The following is a 23332-nucleotide window of genomic DNA, read 5'->3' as shown; positions in this document are numbered from 1 at the left end:
GCGAAGACTGCAATTTATATGTCTTTTAAATGCTCCACTGAGTATTGCTGAAATCCTTCTATTGATACTTTTGTGTCAGGTTCTCCACGCATAGGACAAAATAATAGAGCAAGAGAACCCATTGTAGTCATAAGACTTAATTTTATTATGGGAAAGACAGTGGCATTTTTTATGCTATCAGATACTACTAACAGCATAAACAGTTTTGCTGCGAAAAATAATACACCAGTAACTTCTTTGTTATACTGACCTGTATTTTCTTTTTTGCTGGTTGCTAAGCAATACCCCATTATACAATTTAATAATATATCTGTAACAATAATACAATAGATATGTATTGGTAAAGTAGGTGTTGTAATTACCGTTGCACTAAGTATTAAGCTATTAATTAATAGAAACGTTCCAATTATAGATGAAGAAGTTATAGATGAAGAGTAATCTTGATTCCCACAACTTTTAGGTGTTTTACCTTGTTTGTTTTTCAGGTACACATTTATTTGTGGGTTACTACGTAGTATATATATGATATTTTCATGATCCATTTTAAAAGCTGTATGTTCATAAGTATGGGGAACGTTAATATTTTTCTGACCCATTTTATATGCAATGTGTAAAGCTGTATCTCCATCAGTATTTTGAACGTTAATATCGCATCCTTGTTGTAGCAGCAGCATGGCCATTTTTTTTAGCACTGGACGCTGCTGTTTAATGTATCTATGATATAAATAAATAATGTACATTAATGGTGTGTAGCCATCTTTATTGAACGCATTGATATTTACATTACCTTGCAATAGTTCACGAAAACTTTTCCAATTAGCATATGTTATGGCATCAAATAGTAGTTTTTCGTTTTTAATTTTAATGCGGTTAAAACATTCATACACAGCATTATCTTCTATAGCTTTTTTACCTGCATTATTTGGTAAACTAATATCTATTTCTGGATGTTCACAAAGTATTTGTATTATATCCTTATTACCATTACCCATTTTGCAAGCAAGATGCAAAGCTGTATCTCCATTAACATTCTGCACATTAATATTAACTCGAAAACTTTTCATGAGCATTAGCAAGATATCTTTTTCACCCATCCCACATATTGTATGTAAGACTGTTTCTCCTTTGGCATTTTGAGCATTAATGTCTATCTCTATCTCGCGGAATACTGTGAGAAGTGATGAAAACATTTGCTTCAGTGTCGGCTGTAGCTCTTTTTTTGTGTCATATAAATAAGCAATATACTCTAAGGGAGTAGAACCATCTTTATTTGGTATATTTATGATATCTCTATCTTCAGAGTACTTTTGAAAATTTTCTAAATCAGCATTATATATAGCATTAAATAGCTTTTTCTGCTTAAATTCTTTAAAGAATTTTTGTATCAGAATATTCGGTCTGCCTACTTTTGTATCGTTTATTATATAGTCTTCAGGTTTGCTGTCCCTGTAGTCCTTTAAAAAGATATTTGGATCCGACTGTGTAAGAATTATTTCTACTATATCCTGGTTACCAGACTCACATGCCATATGTAATAATGCCTGGCGTGCCATTTGAGCTGTTTTTACATTTTGTGCGACTGTGCGTTCTGCTAGTAGTTTATACCACTGATGATTTGTTGAGCATTGAAGATACTGCTGGCCATCTACCTGATCTGTGTATAGTGCATATTGTGAGCCATTAACATTGATGTCATATGTATAGACAATTGGATATGGAGAAGTGTATAGTGCATATTGTGAGCCATTAACATTGATGTCATATGTATAGACAATTGGATTAATTGGTTCTAAGACCAATTCATGTTCTACTGTTTCTTCACAAATATTTCGGTTATCCTGGATATCGGGATCAGCACCATGTTCTAAAAGAAATATAATCATATCGCGCAGTACAGATTGCTCATTTTTATCTGTGGTGGCAATATAGATAATACAAATTTGCATTAAAGGCGTGAAACCGTAATCATCAAAATCATTGACACCTGCATTATTTTCTAGGGCTGCTTTAAAATTTTCTATACTAGTATCTTGAATTGCCTTAAATAACTCTTGTGTTGCTTCATACATATTGTGTGACCATTAAAACTTAAAACATTTGAGTATAAATAAAAAAGTTTGCTTCGTCCAGATAAATTAAGTACTTGTATTAACAAGAGCAACTTTTATTACCTCATCAACACTTTTAGCAAACACTACATTAAGCTTTTCCTTAATATTTTTTGGCATTTCTTGCATATCTTTTTCATTTTCGCTTGGTATAATCACAGTTTCGATTGACCCTCTTAATGCAGCAAGTAACTTTTCTCTTAGACCACCAATAGCCAATACTCTGCCACGTAATGTTACTTCCCCAGTCATTGCAACATTTCTATTCACTGGTATATTAGACATAAGAGAAACAATAGATGTACATACTGCAACACCTGCAGACGGGCCATCTTTTGGTATTGCACCTTCTGGTACGTGAATATGTATATCATTATTTTGGAATATCTCAGGCTTTATATTGAAAAATAGACATTTTGATCTTATATAACTATAAGATGCTTTTATTGATTCCTGCATCACTTCCCCGAGTTTCCCTGTGTACTGAATTTCACCTTTACCTGGAATTAAAACTGATTCTATCATTAAAATATCCCCACCACTTTCTGTGTAAGCAAGACCAGTGACCACACCAACAAGATTTTCACTTTCTGCCATACCAAAAGTATATTTACGTACACCTAGGTAGTTTGATAAATTATCGACTTCTATAGAGATTTTTTTACCTTTTTCAGTTGATATTTCTTTAACTGCTTTCCTCATCAATTTTGCAAGTTCTTTTTCCATGCTACGTATACCGCTTTCGCGTGTGTATAAACGTATCAATTTATATAGTGCATCAGTTGTTATATTCCATTCTTTATTTTGTAATCCATGCTCTTGTTTGAGTTTTGGAATAAGATAATGTGTAGCAATGCTAACTTTCTCTTCTTCTGTATAACCGGACAACTGTATGATTTCCATTCTGTCACGTAGAGCATATGGTAAATTTAAACTATTTGCTGTTGCCACAAACATGACACTTGAAAGGTCAAACTCAACTTCTAAATAATTGTCTGTAAAATGTTTATTATGTTCTGTGTCTAATACCTCGAGCAACGCAGATGCAGGATCTCCTCGTAAATCTGTGCCCATTTTATCTATTTCATCTAGTAGGAAAAGTGGATTACATGAATTCGCCTTTTTCATGTGCTGGATGATTTTACCAGGCATAGAGCCTATATAAGTCTTTCTATGTCCACGTATTTCTGATTCATCATGGACTCCACCAAGGGACATACGAACAAAATCCCTGTCCACTGCTTTTGCTATGGATTTAGCTAATGAAGTTTTACCTACACCAGGAGGTCCAACTAAACAAAGTATAGGCCCTCTTATTTCTTTCACTCTTTTTAATACTGCTAAAAATTCCAATATTCTGTCTTTTACCTTTTCTATACCATAATGATTCTGGTCTAAAATTTTCTTTGCTGTATTTAAGTGAATCTTTGTATCTTTATATTTTCCCCATGGTAGTTCTAAAAGCCAATAAAGATAACTAGATATTACTGTAGCTTCAGGAGAAACAGGATTCATTTTTTTGTATCTTTTTAACTCAGTGATAGCTTTTTCTCTCGCTTCCTGAGAAAGTTGAGTCTCATTTATTTTCTTTTCAAATTCGCTAAACGTATTTCCTTCATCACTGTTTTCAACCTCTCCTAATTCTTTTTGTATTGCTTTAAGCTGTTCATTAAGATAATAAACTCTCTGGCTGCTTTCGACTTGTGACTTAACAGTTTTATACAAGCGATTTTGTGCATTTAAAATACTTATTTCTCTTTCAATCAAAGTAAGTATCTTTTCTAACCGCTGTTTTAGATTATAGGTTTCCAGTATGCTCTGCTTATCTGAAATCTTAACATTCAGATATGAAGTTATAGTATCTGCTAGCTGACCAGCTTCTTGTATATGGTCAATGGAATTAACTAGAGGCTCTGATTGATTTTTCTTATTCAGCTTATGCCAATCATGGAATGCATCTATAATAGATCTTTTAAGAGCTTCAACCTCAACACTATCTTCGTCATATTCCTCGTAATCATTTATTTCTATATTAGCCTGTAATAAACAACTAGAATTGATATATTCTACAACTTTGCCTCTATTTACTCCACGTATGATAGCCTTTACTGCATTATCAGGTAACTTTATTAATGACTGTGTTATATTTGCTACTACACCCACATTATAGAGATCTTTCGACTCTGGGTTATCAATTGACCCATCACATTGAGTAACAAGAAAAATTTCATTTTTATTATTTATTCCATGTTCTAATGCATTAATAGATTTTTCTCTGCCTATAAATAATGGCATCATTATGCTTGGAAAGATTACCAAATCCCTTAAAGGCAATACCGGTAATTTAATGGATTTGATGCTCATAACTCAATTAATCATTAACTATTATAAAATTATTCTTACGATGCTGACTGTTATCAATTATTACTTTACCTGTTTCTACCATTTTTTTAGTTACCACTATTGTTTTTCCTGCAAGTTCTCCACTGCCAGCTTGATACATAAGATCAAGCAGTAATGATTCTAAAATAGCACGTAGCATTCTTGCACCTGTTTTATAGCTTATAGCTTTTTTTGCAACAGCTACTATTGCTTCATCTGAAAACTCTAGATTTACTTTACTAAATGCAAGCAATGTTTTGTATTGCTTAATCAATGCATTTCTTGGTTCTACTAATACACGCACTAAATCTTCTTGACTTAATGAATCTAGAACTGCAATAACAGGAACACGTCCAACAAATTCAGGTATTAATCCAAATTTAATCAAATCTTCAGGCTCAACATTATGTAATATGTTTTGTTGCGGCCTAGGTTGGCCTATGTTTGCCCCAAAACCAATAGATGTACCTTTTTTTCTTGCTTCAATAATTTTGTCTAAACCTTCAAAAGCTCCCCCACAAATAAATAATATATTACTTGTATCGATATGCACTAACTCTTGTTGTGGATGCTTTCTGCCCCCTTGTGGTGGAACATAAGCAACTGTGCCTTCCATGATTTTTAAAAGCGCTTGTTGTACACCTTCACCTGAAACATCGCGGGTAATTGAAGTACTTTCAGATTTTCTAGTGATTTTATCTATTTCATCTATAAATACTATACCACGCTGTGCTTTTGTTACATCATAATTTGCAGCTTGCAATAATCTTGATAATACACTTTCTACGTCATCACCTACATATCCAGCTTCTGTTAAAGTTGTAGCATCTGCCATAGCAAATGGTACACCAGAAACCYTTGCAAGTGTTCTAGCTAATAAAGTTTTACCAGAACCAGTAGGACCAATGAGCATTATATTTGACTTTTCAATTTCAACATCACTTATAATATCTATCTGTGACATATGTTGACAGTGGTTATACATAGCTACAGATAAAGTATGTTGTGCATGCTCTTGCCCTATTACATGTTTACTAAGGAAATTTTTTATATCTTGTGGTGTCTTTGACAATAGCTTTATCTCTGTATGATCAAGCGATTTATTTTTTTCTTGATGATTTGCTATGTAAGACAACTCTATGCACTCATTACAAATAAATACATCTGCATCACCGTTAGTGATTAACTTCTCTACTTCATCTTGTGTTTTACGACAAAAAGAGCAACAAAACACACCATCATTATTAGCCATTCATCTACCTTTATTTACTATATCTATACGCTCAGAGATAACTTTGTCAATTAATCCAACTTTTTTTGCCTCTTCAGGATCTAGAAACTTATCTCTTTCCATCATTTTCTCAATTTTCTTTAATGGATTGCCTGTATGTTTTTCGAAAATTTTATTTAACCTTTTTTTAACACGTAAAATTTCATTTGTATGTATCTCTATATCAGTTGCTTGACCCTGATATCCACCAGATGGTTGATGTATCATAATTCTTGAATTTGGTAAAGAGTAACGTTTACCTTTTGTACCAGCCGAGAGCAATAAGGAACCYATAGAGGCAGCTTGACCTATACACAAAGTGGAAACGTCAGATTTTATATATTGTATTGTATCATATATAGAGAGCCCAGATGTCACTACTCCACCTGGTGAATTGATATACATAAAAATATCCTTATCAGAATTTTCTGATTCTAAGAACAAGAGCTGAGCTACTATTACACTAGCCATATTGTCTTCTATAGGACCAGTAACAAATATTATCCTTTCCTTAACCAGCCTTGAATATATATCGTACGCACGCTCACCTCGGCTAGTTTGTTCAATTACTATCGGTACAAGTGTCATCTATACTTCTCCTGACTTTATTTCTTTATTAAAGGTATTGTCAAATAATTCTCGTAATGCATTNATAGAGGCAGCTTGACCTATACACAAAGTGGAAACGTCAGATTTTATATATTGTATTGTATCATATATAGAGAGCCCAGATGTCACTACTCCACCTGGTGAATTGATGTACATAAAAATATCCTTATCAGAATTTTCTGACTCTAAGAACAAGAGTTGAGCTACTATTACACTAGCCANTGTCTTCTATAGGACCAGTAACAAATATTATCCTTTCCTTAACCAGCCTTGAATATATATCGTACGCACGCTCACCTCGGCTAGTTTGTTCAATTACTATCGGTACAAGTGTCATCTATACTTCTCCTGACTTTATTTCTTTATTAAAGGTATTGTCAAATAATTCTCGTAATGCATTTACTGACACATCATGTTGATCTTTATTAGCTCTTTCGATTATGTAGTTTATCACTTTATGCTCAAGTGCTTGGCCTTCAAGGAAGTACAGAAAATCCCTGTTCTTTCGCATAAATTTGATCATCTCATCAAGATCCTCAAAGTCATTATTTTTTGCAGACTGTGTTTCTCTGTAATAATTTAATGTAGTTTTCATAAGATCTTCAGTGGTGATTTTTAATTGATGCTCTGCACAAAACTTCATAAATAACATAGCAAACTTTACACGTTTCTCTGCTTCTTTTTCATGCCCTGGTTCTTCATGCAGTTGTTGTAGTTCTTCTTTTTTAGGATCTTGTTCTTCATGCAGTCGTTGTAGTTCTTCTTTTATCATGTCTTCAGGTAAGTCAAAACTATATTCAGCATCTAAATAATCAAATAGTTGTTTCTTTGTTAATAACTCTATCATTTTGCTACAATCAAAATCTATTATTTTTTTTACGTGTTCTATTAGCTCGATATTATTTGCAAGCTCCATGCTTTTAACCAAATCATCGTCGTTTTAAAGCTTTCCTTGAACTTTAATATCATTTATACGCACAAAAAAATCAGCTTCCTGTCCTGCCATAGATCTGTGCTCATAATCTTCATGGAATTGTAATTTGAAAGTTTTTGTGTCTCCTTTTCTGAGACCAATTAACTGATGTCCAAATCCATGTCCATTCGCCGTTGCATGAACCGATTCGTAATGGACATCCTACGGATGGCCTCATCAGCGGAGGTGAAGAAGGCACAAAAAATGGTTAAAGTTGACAGGAGGAGGAGAAGGCGGAATGGATTGGAGGATGGGAAGAAAATGCGTTTAGTAGGTCGATCAACCATGATTTATCTATTTAAAATTGGCATTTATGTTTTTACCGGATTTTTTTTAAAGTAAAATATTTAAAATAAAATTATGTATTTATTTTGCTTCAATTTGAAGGTTATAATAAATCCCGGAACTTGGGACTGCATTTCTTTTATGATAATGAAATAATATCAAATATGTACATTAGTCTATTATCTAAAGTTACAATGATTAAATATTGTACATATGCATAAGAAATGAATTGAAAAATGGNAAGCTTTCCTTGAACTTTAATATCATTTATACGCACAAAAAAATCAGCTTCCTGTCCTGCCATAGATCTGTGCTCATAATCTTCATGGAATTGTAATTTGAAAGTTTTTGTGTCTCCTTTTCTGAGACCAATTAACTGATCTCCAAAATCATTAATGATAAGTTCATCTACTCCTAAATCAAAAGTGTAATTTTTATTACTTCCTCCTTTGAAGATTTTCCCTCTAATACGCCCTTCAAAGTCAATGATCAATCTATTTCCATTTTGTGCTTGATATAGAGGGTCATCAACAGAAATAAAATTTGGAAATTTTGCTTTCATGATCTCAATAAATTCTCTTATTGCGTTCTCTTCAATTTGCAATTTAAATATTTTTATGTAGACTTTGCTTATATCTATTAATGGAACTTCTGGCATGGAATGAAGAGAAAGTTGATATACTAAATTACTTTTTCCGTCTTCTGCAGTTAAGTCTGGTAATGATATGATCTTTATCTCTGGTCGAATATAATCTTCCATTTTATTTTTTTTTATTAAATCATCTGAGCAACTTTTCATGACATCATTTAATACACGCTCTACAGCTTCATTTTTATAATTGCTTTCTATAAGGTCACAAGGTGCCTTGCCTACTCTGAACCCTGGCAGTTTTACGTTTTTTGCTATCTTTCTTAGTTCGGAATCTATAGCGTGTTTAATATGTGCACCACTAACAGTAATTTCATACTCATGCTTAATTTTACCTGCGTTAAGTTCCCTGTAAGTGTATATATCATTTAGTGAATCAGTAGACATTTTATATAAACTACAACTTTAATGAGCTCATTTTATCAGAATTCAAGATAAATTCAATCCTTAATAGCTATGTGCGGATAGAGGGACTTGAACCCCCACAAACAAAGTTTACCAGGACCTAAACCTGGCGCGTCTGCCAATTCCGCCATATCCGCAACTTGTAAACATATAATTGTAGATATAGATGTTCATGCTGTCCAGTATTTACATAAATAATAAAGCTTATTAGCATTAAACTAAGTTGGAGAAAAATATCATGAGGTTGGTTACAAGCTTTTTATTAGCATTTTTACTTATCACTCAGAGTGGTTGTGTACCATGGATCGTAGGTACTGCAGTAACTGCAACAGCAATAGCAATGAAAGACAAATCATTGGGGAATATTATTGATGACACAACTATAATGATCAAGATTAACAAAAGCCTTTTAAAACATAAATTGTTTATGTCTATTAGGGTAAAAGTCAGCGAAGGCAGAGTATTACTTATAGGAAATGTTGATACTCCTGATAAGCAAATCATTGCAGAGAAGATAGCGTGGAAACAGGAAGGAGTGAAAGAAGTAATTAACGAAATCAGAGTAACACCAATCAATACCACTTCTATGATAGATACTACAATAGATGGTATGATAACTGCATCAATAAAGACAAGACTGCTTGGTAAGCACAATATAAAGTCAATAAATTATAGTATTAATACAATTGACAGAGTTGTCTATTTGATTGGTGTTGCTCAAAATAGAGCAGAATTGAGATCAGTATTATCAATTGCTAGGAAAACAAAGGGAGTAAAACAGGTTATCAGTTATGTGCGTTATAGACATAGTAAATTGCGTTAAAATTAGCAGATTATAAATAGATGCAAAAATTTTTTTTTGACAGTTAACAGCTTTTTTGTAACCTATGAAGTGGCTGAGGAGGGATTTGAACCCACGACCAAGAGATTATGATCCTCCTGCTCTACCACTGAGCTACTCAGCCTGATTAAAAACTTTGTTATATATGTAATCTACATGCTTTGTATAATACTGTAAATCAAATAGAGCTTCAAGCTTATCTGGTGCAATGAATTCATGTAGAAATTGATCTCTTTTCAGCTCAGTAAGGAAGTCACTATTATTGTATTTAACTTGCATAGCATTGTTTTGAACAATTTCATAAGCTTTCTCTCTGCTCAAACCACAGTTTATAAGCTCAAGTAATATACGTTGTGAAAATATTAAACCTTTTGAAGAGTGTAAATTTCTTGTGATATTTTCTTCATTTATAATTAGCTCATCTATTAAATCTGTTAACCTGACTAGAGCAAAATCCATTGCTATACATGCATCTGGTGCAATGCATCTTTCTACAGATGAATGTGATATATCTCGTTCATGCCATAACGTAATGTTTTCTAATGCAGGGAATACATAACTACGTATTAAACGTGATAATCCAGTTAAATTTTCGCTTAAAATAGGATTGCTTTTGTGTGGCATGGCAGAGCTTCCCTTTTGTCCTATAGAAAAATATTCTGAAACCTCATCAACCTCGCTTCTTTGTAAGTGACGAATTTCTACTGCAATATTTTCTATAGAACTGGCAACAATACCTAAAACCGAGAAAAATAAGGCATGCCTATCACGTGGAATCACTTGGGATGATATGGTTTCAGGTATGAATCCAATTTTTTTTGCTACATATTCTTCAACAGATGGTTCTATATTTGCAAAATTACCTACTGCACCTGATATTTTACATACTGATATTTCCTTTTGTACGGCAGTTAATCTATAATAGTGACGTTTAAATTCAGCATAAAATCTAGCAAATTTTAACCCAAGAGTTGTAGGTTCTGCATGCATCCCATGACTACGCCCGATGCATATAACATTTTTATATTTTTCCGCTTTCTTTTTTAAGACTATAAGCAAATTATCTAAATTCTTTAATAAAATATCAGATGATTCTTTCAGTTGCACTGCTATACATGTATCTAAAATGTCAGAACTTGTCATCCCGTAGTGAAGATAACGAATATCAATACCAATTTTTTCAGAAATATAGGTAAGGAATGCGATCACATCATGCTTAACTATCGATTCAATTTCATTAATACGTTTAATATCCAAATCAATAATATCAGCAAGCTTTTTAGAAATATCCTGAGAAACAGTTGATTGTGCTTCGCATACCAACCTTTCTATTTTGAGCCAAATTCTAAACTTATTCTCTTCTGTCCATATACAAGACATTTCTGTGCGACTATAACGAGGAATCATGTAGTAAGGTTATTCTTGTTGCTGTAACTTGATTTTCTTTAATTCATGTGCATCTGTCTCAGATTTAACAATATGTACGGTAATTGGTACTATTACTTCACTGTGTAATTCTATATTGACTTTATATTCACCTAAATTTTTTATTCCCATTCCACTAAATGATAAACTACGATGGTCTATTGCACATCCTTCATTTAGTAAGGCTTCCGCAATATTACGTCTTGTAACAGAACCAAAGATTTTACCATCCTCTGAAGCTTGCTTAACTAATATTACAAACTTATCATTTAAGAATGATGCTAGCTCGTGCGCTAGATTCAGTTTTTTTCTATTTTCTTCTTCTAATAACAAACGTTCCCCCTCTAGTTTTGCCAAATTCTCCTTGGTAGCTTTTACTGCTTTCTTTAGCCGAAAAAGAAAATTACGTGCATAACCTGGCTTAACCTTAACAACTTCACCAATTTTACCTAAGGTTTTAATATTTTCTTTTAAAATAATTAACATAACAAGCCACCTAAACTTTTTTAGTACAATAAGATACAAGAGCTAAAAAGCGTGCTCTAATTATTGCAAGACGCAACATTCTCTGTTTTTTTGCAGAGACCCCAGTTAATCTTCTAGGCAGTATTCTACCATAATCAGAAGTAAACTTTGATAATAATTCTTTGTTTTTGTAATCTATATCTTCTCTAGTATACTTTTCAAGGGGGCATACTTTAGAACGCCTATAACCAGTCTTATTGCTTACATATGCATAAGAATTATTGCGTTTTCTCATGATTGCTCCTCAATCTTCTTATTCATCATGTGGGAAGTACCTTCAAAAATGCTATTAACCTGTACAGATAAGTAACGAATAATATGTTCGTTAAGTTTTACTTTACGCTCAAATTCATGCAAAATCTTAGGAGTAGAGCTTATACATAACATACAGTAATGACCGCTCTTCACTTTATTAATTGGATATGCAAAATCTAGCAACCCCCAATGCTCATGTTTGATCAATCCAGATGCTTCAATATTTGTTAAAAATTTCTCTAGCGCCTTGTTTAGCAATGCTTGGTTTTGTGAAATATTCTGTAAATTCTGTAATATATGTTCTGCAATCTTATTCCTTAAAAAATTTATTGTATTACGTATCAGACTTTCCTTGTCACGCTGTTCGCTACCGCTCAAGGAGTGTTTTCTTGTTATTCCAAAAATTAAAAGCTCTTTATCAATTTTTGCTTTTATACCCTTTAAATTTGAAAGGTCTACTTCCAACTCATTCCATAAGATTTTTGTAATACTTTCTAAAATATTGGAATAATTGATCGATACTTCTTGAATCTTCCTAGCATGTGCTTCCAAGTCCTGCTGTGTGAGCTTATGACTACTTGTTTTTTCTATCATAGCCTTTGCTTCCTGAAAAATAGCTTCAGCTTTAATATTTTTTAGTAAAACAGCAAGTTCTTGTATCATTCCTTCTACTTCTTGCTGTAATAACCCCTGATGAGCTATGAAAGTAAACTCATAAAGATTCACTACTTCTCCACAGATAAAACTTTATTATATAAAAATTTTTCATATAAGCAAAACTTTTTTACACAACAGAGTTATTGATTTCTATATTTTTTATCCAGTGTAAATAAGATAATTGATATATAGTGTTAAGGGTAATAAAGTATTTATCTGGTAATAATACACTTACCTTATGTTCTGAACAGATTAAAACCAGTAACACTTTAACATTTCCATTGCTTTTCAAAGTCGTTTGCAACTCTATAGCAGTTTTTTGTAAATCAGAAGTTTCAATAGTTAAGGCTAATGCTCTTATTGCTGAATTTGTTTTTTCTTTAAAATCAAATATGTCTCTTCCTATTAATCTAGTAACAGCGTCTGATATATCAAGTGCTACAATTACGTATCTACCTGCAGCAAATAAATCTCTCTTTATTTCTATTATTTCATTATTATAAAATGCTATTTCAGAGACGTTGTAAGGATCGGAAAGAGTAATTATGACAAATCTTCCACGATCTGAAGTCCGTACGCGTACGTTTAATATTACACCTGCAGCCTGTGCTGTTTTACGATTGCCGATAAATCCAATATTTAACTTTTCAAGAAAAACTTTAAATTTTTCAAGTGGATGATTGGTTAAGTAGAATCCTAATGAAAAGAGCTCATGTTCTAATTTTTCTTCTTCACTAAAATCCTCCACAGCTGGCAATTGTGGTGTTAAATTAAGATTACCAAATAGACTCGATTGGTTAGCTTGCTTATTTTTATTTGCAAAATAAATTAGAGTATCTATTGATTCACATAATTGTCTTCTATTCCTATGTATATTATCGCATGCTCCAGATTTTATTATGCTTTCTAATGCTCTTTTATTAATCGCAAGATCTAAGTTTTGCATAAGTTGCCATATGTCTTGATACTTAGTGACACGTCTATTGATTATTCCTTGTGCTAGAGAAAACCCTACATTTTTTAATGCAGCAATTCCGTAACGTATAGAGTTGCCTTCTATAGAAAATTTTTCATAAGATTTATTAATGTCAGGAGGCATAATACTGATCTTACCAAGTTTTGCTGTATGATAAAATAAGTTCAGCTTATCCTTGTCATCGATATTGAGATTCATTAATGCTGTAAAAAATTCTAATGGATAATTAGCCTTAAGATAAGCAGTTTGATAGGATATTACTGCATATGCAGCAGCATGTGATTTATTAAATCCATAACCAGCAAATTTTGCAACTAAATTAAAGATATAACTTGCTCTATCATGATTAACTCCATTTTTTATAGCACCATTAACAAAAAGCTCTCGTTGTTTGTCCATTTCTACCTTAATTTTTTTACCCATAGCACGTCTGAGTAGGTCAGCTTCTGCAAGACTATATCCAGAAAGAATACGTGCTATTTCCATTACTTGTTCTTGATAAATTATTACACCAAATGTTTCCTTCAGTACTGCTTCTAGTAATGGATGAATATAGTCTGGCTTTTCACGACCATGCTTTCTTGCAATATATGTAGCAATATTATCCATAGGACCTGGCCTATATAGTGAAATTAATGCGATAATATCCTCAATAGAATCTGGTTTCAGTTTAATCAAGACTTCTCTCATACCTGAACTTTCAAGCTGGAATACGCCTACCGAATCTCCACATGATAACATTTCATAGGTTCTTTTATTGTCTAATGGTAAAGAGTAAATATCAATTTTTTTTCCATTACGATTAATTAAGTGACAGACATGATCTATTAGTGTCAATGTACCAAGACCTAGAAAATCAAATTTTATCAACCCTGCTTTTTCAACATATTTCATGCTATATTGAGTAATAGGTAGAGACGAATTTGGGTCATAATATACAGGAACGAAATTTTCCAACTTTTGATCGCATATGACAATTCCAGCGGCATGAGTGGAAATATGACGATATATACCTTCAAGCTTTAGTGATATATCAAGTAGTTTTGCAATTATTTCATCACTATCACGTTCCTTTTGTAAATTTTGATCAAATTCAATTGCTTGTGACAATGTAACAGGGTTAACTGGGTTAAACGGTACCATTTTAGAAATTTTATCGATTTGAGGGTAAGGCATTTGCAATACTCTACCTACATCACGCAATACTGCTCTAGCCTGCAATTTACCAAAAGTAATTATTTGGGCAACATAACCATATTTTTTTTGCACATAATCAATTACACGGTCCCTTTTTTCTTGGCAAAAATCAATGTCGAAATCAGGCATAGATATACGATCGGGGTTTAAAAATCTTTCAAATATTAGTCCGAATTCTAAAGGGTCTAAATCTGTAATTTGTAATGCCCATGCAACAATCGAACCAGCTCCAGAGCCTCTTCCTGGACCTACTGGAATATCATTTGCTTTGCTCCAACGTATGAAATCAGATACTATTAAGAAGTAACCAGAGTAATTCATGGAAACTATCACATCTAATTCATAGCGCAATCGATCATAATATTCATCTAGGTTAATTTTAGATTTATTTTTACTTTGAATACGAGATTCTAATCCTGTAGTGGCTCGTTCTTTTAGTTCTTCATCCTCAGTTTTATTTTCTCTGCAGAGAAATTTAGGCAAAATTGGCTGCCTACTTCTTGGCATGTAAGAACAACGTCTTGCTATTACTAAAGTATTATCCACTGCCTCAGGAATATCATTAAACAGTGTTTCCATCTCTACAATAGATTTAAAGTAATGTTCAGTGGTTAATTTTTTTCTGTTTTCCTCTAAAGCGAAGTTTCCTTCAGATATACAAGTTAATATGTCATGAGCTTCATAATCAGATTTATTTGCAAAAAACACATCATTTGTAGCAACAAGTGGAATATTGCATTGATAAGCAAGCTTTATTAATGTTTCTTCTACTTCTAATTCTTTACTCAATCTATGACGTTGTAATTCGATATATAAACAATCTCCAAATGTTGAGATTAATCTATTTATAGCTGCTGTATCTTTTATTGATGCCAAGCATTCTCCAAGTAAAATGATTAAGCCTCTGTTTAAATTTAATAATTCATTAAAAGCGATATAGGGAATGTCGCTATGATGCTTACGCTTTTTAAAAGATTCGCTTACCAAACTAATCAAATTACCATATCCTTCTTCATTTTTTGCAATCAATAGGATAGATAAATTTTGATCCAAATGTCTAACTATCACATCGCATCCTATTATCGGTTGTATACCGTTATGTGCAGCAAGTTCTGCAAATTCTAGTGAACCAAATAAGTTACCTGAATCAGTGAGTGCTACTGCGGGGATCTTATTTTGTAGACATATAGAAATCAGCTCTTCAATCTTAATAGAGCTTTTAAGTAACGAGTAAACACTATGAACACGTAAGTGTATAAACATAATACTTTTAACAAGATTGTGGTAATTGTATCATAAAAGATATAGTTTTTATACTTGACCTTTTGCGCAACAGAGAATGATTGCAAAGAAGGTCTATTCTTTAAGAAGAGAATTAAGGAAAATACTGGGTCTGCAAAACAGAATCAGTGCGGTTATTGTCGATAGTTAGTAGGTTAAAACAACCGAAAGAGGAGGTGCAAAAGGTTATATATATACTGCTTTTAATCTTGTCTTTCATTCAGGTAAATTTTCCTTAGATGAGCTACAATTTAGAAGCTCTGCTTGACTAATGTAGTGATATAGCATTTTTTTTATGAGCGTAAAATCTTCTAATGTATTTCCTTCACATCTTGCTGTTATACAATTCTGTGTATTTGAGGCTCTAAGTATCCACCATCCTTTGTTTTCACTCGCAATAACTTTAATTCCATCTAGATCAGAAAAAGCTATATTCTGCTTTTCTAACGTTTTTTTTATCGACTCAATGATTTGAAACTTTTTCTCTTCTGTGCTCATAATCTTTACTTCATTGGTAATGTATAATTTAGGAAGATTTGCAACAATGTCAGATAAATTCTGTTGTGCTTTAAGTAAAATATTAATTGCTTTAATAGCAGAATATAGTCCATCATCAAATCCAAGGTCAGAAAAGAAAAAATGCCCACTCAGCTCGCCTGCAAAATGTGCATTTTCTTCTATCATTTTTTTTTTCACTAATGAATGACCTGTAGCACAGGTAATGACTTGTCCTCCTAATTGACTAATGAAATCATGAGCTTTCATACTGATTTTAATGTTCGCAATAATTTTACTGCGTGGATGTTTTTCTAATATTTCACGTGTAAAAATCATAAATAAATGATCGTTGGAAACAATAGTACCTTTATTATCTATTAAACGTATTCTATCACCATCACCATCTAGTGCTATTCCCAGATCACACCCATGTTCTTTTACTGTGTTAATTAAATAAGTAAGATTTTCTTCTTCAGTAGGGTCTGGATTATGCAATGGAAATGTTCCATCAATTAAATTGTTTATGACAATATGTGTATGTCCTGGTAAAATATCCTCAATATATCTGATAATTCCGCTTGTTGGACTATTGCTACAGTCCCAAGCTATTTTTATTTTTCCTTTCGCATTACTTTCTACTGTATTTTTCAAGATTTTAATATACTGATCATAAATATTGACATTTATTATAGCACCGGTTTTTATACTGCTCTCTATGGAACTATGTATAATTTTGTTGATCTCCTGCTCAGAAAAAACTTTTGTATTACTAAAAAATTTAAAGCCATTATATTCACTAGAATTATGAGAAGCAGTAACCATTATACCAATTTTTGCATGTGTAAGCTTTGTTGCAGCATAAAGCATAGGTGAAGAGCATAATCCTATGCGTATAACATTTGCTCCAGATAAGGTTAACCCTCTTATTAATGCCTTTTCTATTTCAGGTGAATGTATGCGACTATCATATCCTATGCAAATATTACCTGATACTTGACCAAATTTCCTACCAACTTCATACCCATCGCTTATATGCAAATCTTTACCTACTATGCCTCTGATATCATATTTCCTTATAATAGAATAATCCATTTTATACTTCTAACTTATTGTATAATATATAGATCAAGTTTTTTAAGAAGCCACACGAAATTTAAAACATAAGCCTTGAAAAGCAATTAAAGTGATAGCATAATTAGCAATAAAATCCTTTAATGGCTGTTGATACTCAGAAAACATTATTGTATCTACAACCCATTGTATCAAAAAGATAACAGTAAAAGACAGAGTAGGTCTAAGTTTGCAGTGATAATGTAGCACAAATAGTAGACAATATAATAAAGAACTAAATCCTAAAATTTGAACATTAATGGTATCTTTAATTAAACCTAACATAAAAAGCATTAGTGGGTTAAGGACATTAAAGATTATAATGCAGATAATATCTAATCTTGGTACAAATTCATTAAAGAGTTGATTCAATAGAAATTCACAAATGATACTAATTATTACAATAAAGCACATGATCAAATGAGCTTAGAGAGATAAATAGCAGTCTTACAACCTGTTTTGATTATTGAAGACAAGATATGGTAACCAAGCGCATTTTCTGCTTCATGTTCTATAGCAATTTCCTTATGTTCCAGTTCTTCATCACAAAATTTACTTATATTTTCTTTTAATTCTCCATCATCTAATTGTGAAATTTGCTCTTTGTAATGTTCTCCAATTACTTCCTCGATAGCAGCAGTGCATGCCATTGCAGCTTTGCCACCCATGATTGCTGTAGCAATGCCAAGAGATGTTCCTAAGACATACCAGACAGGTAGAAGTACCGTTGGGCGGACTTTGTGTTCTCTAATTTTGTGATTAAAATAATCAAGATGTTTTTTTTCCTGTTGTTCCATTTTAATAATTTCATTTATTATAGGTTTATTCTTTAATACAAATTTCTGTCCAGAGTAAATACATATTGCACCATATTCTCCAGCATGATTAACTCTGATAGCTTGTTGTAGAAAATCTTCCTTTAGCTTATCGATATTCCTTATCAAATTGCCCTCCAAATGTAGAAAACTATAGACTATCTTATCAACATACATCATTATAACAAAAAATGATATTGTTATGCATCTGAAAAATGCAATGCTATCGAGCATACTCTGTAACATGATTATATGGTATGAATTGACTTTATTTGGAGTTTCGGCACCTATAATTAGCAGCACTTTTTTTCCATTAGAAAATGCGACAAGTAGATTTCTTAACACTTTTGCGATTGGATTTATATTTAGGCCACTAGGTGCATTTATTTTTGGCTACATGGGAGATAAATATGGCAGAAGAAGGGTTCTATTGACTTCGGTCACTTTAGCTTCAGTATCATCTACTGCAATTGGAATTATCCCGGATTTTAGAACTATCGGTATTTTGTCTCCTATACTGCTATTATCTTGCAGAATTATACAAGGAATGGCAGCTGGTGGAGAGACAAGTATTAATTCAACCTTTTTAATAGAGCATTCAAGTACTAAAAAAAACATAGGGTTCTTAGGTAGTATGAAAGCCTTTAGTGGTGCTCTAGGTTCAATTGTGTGTTTTATATTGATATATATCTGCAAAAAATTTACTGGTGAAAATTATGAGATTTGGGGATGGAGATTGCTTTTCTACTTTTGTTTTGTAATGGGAGTGATAGGATTTCTTACAAGGTATATAATGAGTGAAAGTTTAGCGTATAAAATCCATAGTAAGCATAACAATTATCCATTTTGGGAGTTAATCAAGCATTATAAGAGACCATTTGCTATTTCTGTAGGAGCTGGCATTGCCCAAAATGCAATCGTCTATTCTGCAATAATGTTTTATAATGTATCTATAGCAGAACTTATTTTTTCTGGAATTGATATTAAAAATACAGTAAGACTTCTGGCAGATATCCTCTTTGGAATATCTGCTGTACTATTTGCAGCACTATCTGATAAATATGGAAGAAAAAATATCATGGTGATTATATTAATTACTCTCGCATGTGCAAGTTTAGCTATGCTTTCATTATTATCCAGTAGTAACAGTAATACTATAATATTGACTTATTTATTATTAACTATACCGATAGCTGCATCTTTTGGAATATATAACTCTCTCACTTGTGAATTATTTCCAACTAAAGTACGGTGTATTGGTTTTAGTTTAGCAAATAATATATCAGCTGGTATTTTTGGTGGCATTTCACCTTCTATATGTAGATTGCTTGTAGAAAAGACTGGAAACAATCTGGTAGCTGGTATTTATTTAGTGATTTGTGTTCTAATGAGTTTAATTTCTGTGCTTTATATCAGAGTACAAGATAAAAAAGTTGACTGGTGATCTCAATGTTTTTTAGTAGCATTTCAATAGAATTTAATTCCCATTGTTTGCAGGTTAAATCCTAGAGATTTATTTTTCTAAAAATGTTAGACTTTTTGCGAAATTAATGCTCAGAAGATTTTCTAGAGTTCAAAAAACTATTAAGTTGGCTCTGTAATAGTTTTTATAGCTCTTTCTTCAATAGCCCGAAGATATATATTTAGGAGGGTTAAATGCCAGCAGCATATAGTAAGGAAAAGAAGGCAATGGAAGCTTTAGATGCAGGAGAAAGCAGGGGATGGTAGCACAGAAGTTTAAAATAGGAAAAACTACTTTTTGATCTATTCGCACTATTATGAAATACGCTATAAGTGCACACTACCTAGGAAATCTACTATTTCTTTTACCTGGAGAAAAGCATGTCCTCTATTTACACCAGCATTAATAGTACAATCACTTAACTTCTTTTTTAACTGTGTAGGCAATTGTAGCTCGCATATTAACTTAAACTTTTCACTATCTATATTACGTCTTCTATATTGCACAACTCTATTGGTATGAATAAAAACAAGAAAATCGCAATATAAATGGAGTTTTGTCTCTAAAAGAAGTGGAATATCTAAAACTATAAGCTTTCTATTTATATTCCATTCATAAGACAGAAATATTCTTAACTTGTGAGCTACAGCACTATGAACTAACGATTCAAATTTCTGCCAATTTTGGTCATACATTAAAAAATATTTTGATAATAAAGACCTATCTACTTTTCCATTATTTACTACATCAGGAAAATTTCTTTCCACATAATTTATTATTTTTTTATCTACTTTGTAAAGCTGATGTACAATGAAATCTGCATCAAACACGGAAGCGCCAAGTTTTTTAAAACAGCTTGCAACAAAACTCTTGCCTGTAGATACCTTACCTGTTAGACCGATTATCATATTTAACGTAATTTAATCGATTGCAATCTTGCTTCTACTTGCTGTCTCTGATTAAAATCAGTCACTTCCTGATTTAATAATTTTTCATAAAAAACTGCAGCATTTTCTAGATCATGCAATTTATCTAAAATTACAGCTAAATTATATAAATAAAAAGGATTTTCATAATCCATTGAAACTGCAGCTAGCATATATTCTTTAGCATTGACTAGATCACCATTTTTTACATAAAGCAATCCTAGATTAGCTAGTAAAGGAGCATAATTTTTATGTCTGCTATATAATTCTAACATCGTCTCTAATGCCAAATTATGATTATACTTTAAGAGTATCGTAAAAAAATTTTCCAGTATAATGGTATCACCAGGATATTGTTTTAACAATTTAATACATATTTCTTTAGCTTGTTTATAGTCTTGATTAATGTAATAGATATTACTTAGCATCATTAAGGCATTTTTATGATAAGGAAATTTAGTAGTTATTTCCTTAAGAAAAGCAATAGCTTTTTCATTATCACCTAATTTAAATGAATCTTTGGCTTTCTTTAATATAAAAGTAACATTAAAATGTGTTTTAGTAATTTTAACATTAAACTTATTGCTTTTTCTTTCAAGAATATCTAGTTTCTTATTTGGTTGTATATACCTACTTACATTATTAAAAATTTTTTGTATTTCTAAACTTTCATTTGCATAGATATTTACATAAACACACAATAACACAATAACACATAATAATATACGCAGCACAATAGGACCTAATTTATCAATTCTATAAAACAATAAAATGGTTATTAATTCACTAATGCTTGCTCTAGTTTGGCAATAATACTTGTTATATCGTCTAAATTATTACTCCGTAAAACCATTATTTTTGCTTCTTCAGTCAACTCTGGATTAGTTAATCCAATTAAGCTTATTAGCTTTTCAGCAGTCATTTTTGCTTCAGCAAGCGAACGTGCTCTACAATCTTGATCAAAATTTTCTATTGAACAATCTACCATATTTTTAATGTCATTTTCACTTAAACCCATACTTGGATCCACAGTAATTGTTTGTTCAATACCTATAGTTTCTTCTCGTGCAGCAACGGTAAGTATACCATCAATATTAACTGTAAATTCTATTATTATTCTTGCAGATCCTGCTGGTAATGGTGGTATACCTTTTAGCTCAAATTGTGCAAGAGATTTATTATCTGCAGTCATCTCACGTTCTCCCTGACAGACGTGGATTTTCATTACTGTTTGTCCATCAACGTAAGTTGTAAATTCTTTCGTTTCTGACACTGGTAGTGGAGTATTACGTGGTATAATCTTTTCAACTATTCCTCCCATAGTCTCTATGCCAAGAGATAATGGCAAAACATCCAATGTAATATTTCTATCTTTAGAACTAGAAGTCAGATAATGGGCCTGCAGAGCTGCCCCAATTGCAACTGTTTTATATGGATCAATGTCATTGAGTACTTTGTTGCCAAAAAGCTTAACTAACGAGTTCTTAATTATCGGTATTTTAGTTGAACCACCAACTAAAATTATTCCTTTAATATCATTAATACTAAGGTCTATATCATTTATAGTATTAAGAACTATTTTCATTGTTCTATCTACTAAAGGAGAGATTGATTGTTCAAACTCCTCTCTGGTAATTTCGCACTGGAAGTGCCTGTCTTGTACACTAAAACTAAAATTAGCCACAGTATTAGTGCTGAGATATTCCTTAACCGAATGTAACGTAATTAAAGGTATATTCTCTATTTTTTCTTGTAATTTATTCATTACAACTGAGCCAAGTAAATGATCAAAGTTGTCACCACCAAGTTGAATGTCACCTCCTACTGCAAGTACTTGGAATACTCCATGATGTAGTTTTAATATAGAAATATCAAATGTACCTCCTCCTAGATCGTAAACTGCATATATTCCGCTAGTATTATTTTTTTCTATAGAATACGCTAATGCTGCAGCAGTGGGTTCATTAATGAGACGTAGCACCTTAATACCTGCAAGCTGTGCAGCATATTTAGTGGCATTTCTAGCTGAATCATCGAAATATGCTGGTACAGTAACAACAGCTTTTTTTACATTTAATCCTGTGGACTTTTGTACTCTTCTACATAGTGCTTTAAGAATCTCTGCCGAAATTTCAATTGGAGTAAGATATTTTTCATCTGAACATTTTACTCTAATGACTTTTTCACTTTCATAATCTATCTCAAAATGTATATTATCGTCTTTCACAAGATCATCAATATTTTTACCCATCAAACGTTTTATAGAATAAATTACTNCATAACCAACCTTGATTGCATTATTTTCACATGAAACTACAGAAGGTAAAAGTTCCATTCCATATTCATCCTTAATTATTCTAATATTACCATCTTTATCAACCATAGTAATTAAGGAGTTAGTTGTTCCAAGATCTATACCAAAAACTATTTCATCTTGATTAAGTATGTCTGGTTCAGAAATTTGAATAGGATGCATTATTTTCTCTGATTTTTTATTTCCTCAGATGTCTTATATAAATATTTTAACCTTATAACTTGTGTAGCGGCATTATTCAGATTTCTAGAAGAAAAAGCATTACTTAAACTCTTCATGCAATCATTAATTTTATTGTTAACTAGTTTTGTTACACTTTGGAAATCATCACAGTTTAATAAATATTCCCTTATTTCCATGGACTCCTGC

The 23332-nt window shown here is 32.1% G+C and carries 20 protein-coding genes, 2 tRNA genes and 1 pseudogene; 2 read left to right on the top strand and 21 right to left on the bottom strand.

Annotation, left to right across the window (positions count from 1 at the left end):
* Window positions 1-14: 14 nt before the first annotated feature.
* The 8 genes and pseudogenes from BIY23_RS02690 to BIY23_RS02655 all read right to left on the bottom strand — a co-directional run bounded on the left by BIY23_RS02690 (window position 15) and on the right by BIY23_RS02655 (window position 8818).
* Window positions 15-2069, bottom strand: coding sequence for an ankyrin repeat domain-containing protein (locus BIY23_RS02690; protein WP_070065017.1), 2055 nt, complete (start codon window positions 2067-2069; stop codon window positions 15-17).
* 66 nt (window positions 2070-2135) lie between these two features.
* A complete protein-coding gene (gene lon, locus BIY23_RS02685; RefSeq protein WP_081326530.1) occupies window positions 2136-4472 on the bottom strand; it encodes an endopeptidase La in 2337 nt (778 codons plus the stop codon).
* A 7-nt stretch (window positions 4473-4479) separates the two neighbouring features.
* Window positions 4480-5742: an ATP-dependent Clp protease ATP-binding subunit ClpX gene (gene clpX / locus BIY23_RS02680; protein WP_070065016.1), complete on the bottom strand. Its 1263-nt coding sequence runs from the start codon at window positions 5740-5742 to the stop codon at window positions 4480-4482.
* Window positions 5743-6348 carry an ATP-dependent Clp endopeptidase proteolytic subunit ClpP gene (clpP, locus tag BIY23_RS02675; protein ID WP_070065015.1) on the bottom strand — a complete coding sequence of 202 codons (606 nt, stop codon included), beginning with the start codon at window positions 6346-6348 and terminating at the stop codon, window positions 5743-5745.
* A gap of 54 nt (window positions 6349-6402) precedes the next feature.
* Window positions 6403-6706: pseudogene (locus BIY23_RS05105) on the bottom strand (ATP-dependent Clp protease proteolytic subunit); the annotation flags it as partial.
* Window positions 6707-7285: a trigger factor gene (locus BIY23_RS02665; RefSeq protein ID WP_070065014.1), complete on the bottom strand. Its 579-nt coding sequence runs from the start codon at window positions 7283-7285 to the stop codon at window positions 6707-6709.
* 481 nt (window positions 7286-7766) lie between these two features.
* Window positions 7767-8663 (bottom strand): trigger factor, encoded by an 897-nt coding sequence (tig, locus tag BIY23_RS02660; protein ID WP_070065013.1) that lies wholly within the window; start codon window positions 8661-8663, stop codon window positions 7767-7769.
* Between the two features lie 72 nt (window positions 8664-8735).
* Window positions 8736-8818: transfer RNA gene (locus tag BIY23_RS02655), tRNA-Leu, on the bottom strand.
* 101 nt (window positions 8819-8919) lie between these two features.
* Here BIY23_RS02655 and BIY23_RS02650 point away from each other — a divergent pair.
* Window positions 8920-9504 carry a BON domain-containing protein gene (locus BIY23_RS02650; protein WP_070065012.1) on the top strand — a complete coding sequence of 195 codons (585 nt, stop codon included), beginning with the start codon at window positions 8920-8922 and terminating at the stop codon, window positions 9502-9504.
* A 70-nt stretch (window positions 9505-9574) separates the two neighbouring features.
* On the opposite strand, the gene BIY23_RS02645 is transcribed toward BIY23_RS02650, so the two are convergent.
* From BIY23_RS02645 to BIY23_RS02605, 9 genes are all read right to left on the bottom strand, one after another.
* Window positions 9575-9646, bottom strand: a tRNA-Met gene (locus BIY23_RS02645).
* Window positions 9637-10929 carry an adenylosuccinate lyase gene (gene purB / locus BIY23_RS02640; RefSeq protein ID WP_070065011.1) on the bottom strand — a complete coding sequence of 431 codons (1293 nt, stop codon included), beginning with the start codon at window positions 10927-10929 and terminating at the stop codon, window positions 9637-9639. The genes BIY23_RS02645 and purB overlap by 10 nt, the downstream gene beginning before the upstream one ends.
* Window positions 10930-10938: 9 nt before the next feature.
* Window positions 10939-11433 carry a 50S ribosomal protein L9 gene (gene rplI, locus BIY23_RS02635; RefSeq protein WP_070065068.1) on the bottom strand — a complete coding sequence of 165 codons (495 nt, stop codon included), beginning with the start codon at window positions 11431-11433 and terminating at the stop codon, window positions 10939-10941.
* A gap of 10 nt (window positions 11434-11443) precedes the next feature.
* Window positions 11444-11710: a 30S ribosomal protein S18 gene (rpsR, locus tag BIY23_RS02630; RefSeq protein WP_070065010.1), complete on the bottom strand. Its 267-nt coding sequence runs from the start codon at window positions 11708-11710 to the stop codon at window positions 11444-11446.
* On the bottom strand, window positions 11704-12453 hold the full coding sequence (gene rpsF, locus BIY23_RS02625; protein WP_070065009.1) for a 30S ribosomal protein S6: 750 nt from the start codon (window positions 12451-12453) through the stop codon (window positions 11704-11706). The genes rpsR and rpsF overlap by 7 nt, the downstream gene beginning before the upstream one ends.
* 58 nt (window positions 12454-12511) lie before the next feature.
* Window positions 12512-15820 carry a DNA polymerase III subunit alpha gene (dnaE, locus tag BIY23_RS02620; protein WP_070065008.1) on the bottom strand — a complete coding sequence of 1103 codons (3309 nt, stop codon included), beginning with the start codon at window positions 15818-15820 and terminating at the stop codon, window positions 12512-12514.
* Window positions 15821-16054: 234 nt separating this feature from the next.
* Window positions 16055-17428, bottom strand: a complete 1374-nt coding sequence (locus tag BIY23_RS02615) for a phosphomannomutase/phosphoglucomutase (RefSeq protein ID WP_070065007.1) — start codon at window positions 17426-17428, stop codon at window positions 16055-16057.
* 42 nt (window positions 17429-17470) lie between these two features.
* On the bottom strand, window positions 17471-17731 hold the full coding sequence (locus tag BIY23_RS02610; protein WP_148115217.1) for a hypothetical protein: 261 nt from the start codon (window positions 17729-17731) through the stop codon (window positions 17471-17473).
* 131 nt (window positions 17732-17862) lie between these two features.
* Window positions 17863-18438 (bottom strand): demethoxyubiquinone hydroxylase family protein, encoded by a 576-nt coding sequence (locus BIY23_RS02605; RefSeq protein ID WP_081326535.1) that lies wholly within the window; start codon window positions 18436-18438, stop codon window positions 17863-17865.
* A 67-nt stretch (window positions 18439-18505) separates the two neighbouring features.
* Here BIY23_RS02605 and BIY23_RS02600 point away from each other — a divergent pair, with 67 nt between their 5' ends.
* Complete coding sequence (locus BIY23_RS02600) at window positions 18506-19705, top strand: MFS transporter (RefSeq protein ID WP_081326529.1); 1200 nt, start codon at window positions 18506-18508, stop codon at window positions 19703-19705.
* Window positions 19706-20049: 344 nt separating this feature from the next.
* Here BIY23_RS02600 and coaE read toward each other — a convergent pair whose 3' ends face one another.
* The 4 genes from coaE to BIY23_RS02580 all read right to left on the bottom strand — a co-directional run.
* Window positions 20050-20631 (bottom strand): dephospho-CoA kinase, encoded by a 582-nt coding sequence (gene coaE, locus BIY23_RS02595; protein ID WP_070065004.1) that lies wholly within the window; start codon window positions 20629-20631, stop codon window positions 20050-20052.
* Window positions 20632-20633: 2 nt separating this feature from the next.
* On the bottom strand, window positions 20634-21383 hold the full coding sequence (locus BIY23_RS02590; RefSeq protein ID WP_261722505.1) for a tetratricopeptide repeat protein: 750 nt from the start codon (window positions 21381-21383) through the stop codon (window positions 20634-20636).
* 44 nt (window positions 21384-21427) lie between these two features.
* Window positions 21428-23125: an Hsp70 family protein gene (locus tag BIY23_RS02585; protein ID WP_070065003.1), complete on the bottom strand. Its 1698-nt coding sequence runs from the start codon at window positions 23123-23125 to the stop codon at window positions 21428-21430.
* Window positions 23125-23332, bottom strand: a 208-nt coding sequence (locus tag BIY23_RS02580; RefSeq protein ID WP_315940523.1) for an iron-sulfur cluster co-chaperone HscB C-terminal domain-containing protein, incomplete at its 5' end; no start/stop codon positions are given. The genes BIY23_RS02585 and BIY23_RS02580, both read right to left, overlap by 1 nt.

The sequence above is a fragment of the Wolbachia pipientis genome, from assembly GCF_001752665.1.
Taxonomy (GTDB): Bacteria; Pseudomonadota; Alphaproteobacteria; order Rickettsiales; family Anaplasmataceae; genus Wolbachia; species Wolbachia pipientis_A.
The sequence above is the reverse complement of the archived record's forward strand: the minus strand, read 5'-3'. Positions and strand labels throughout refer to the sequence as shown.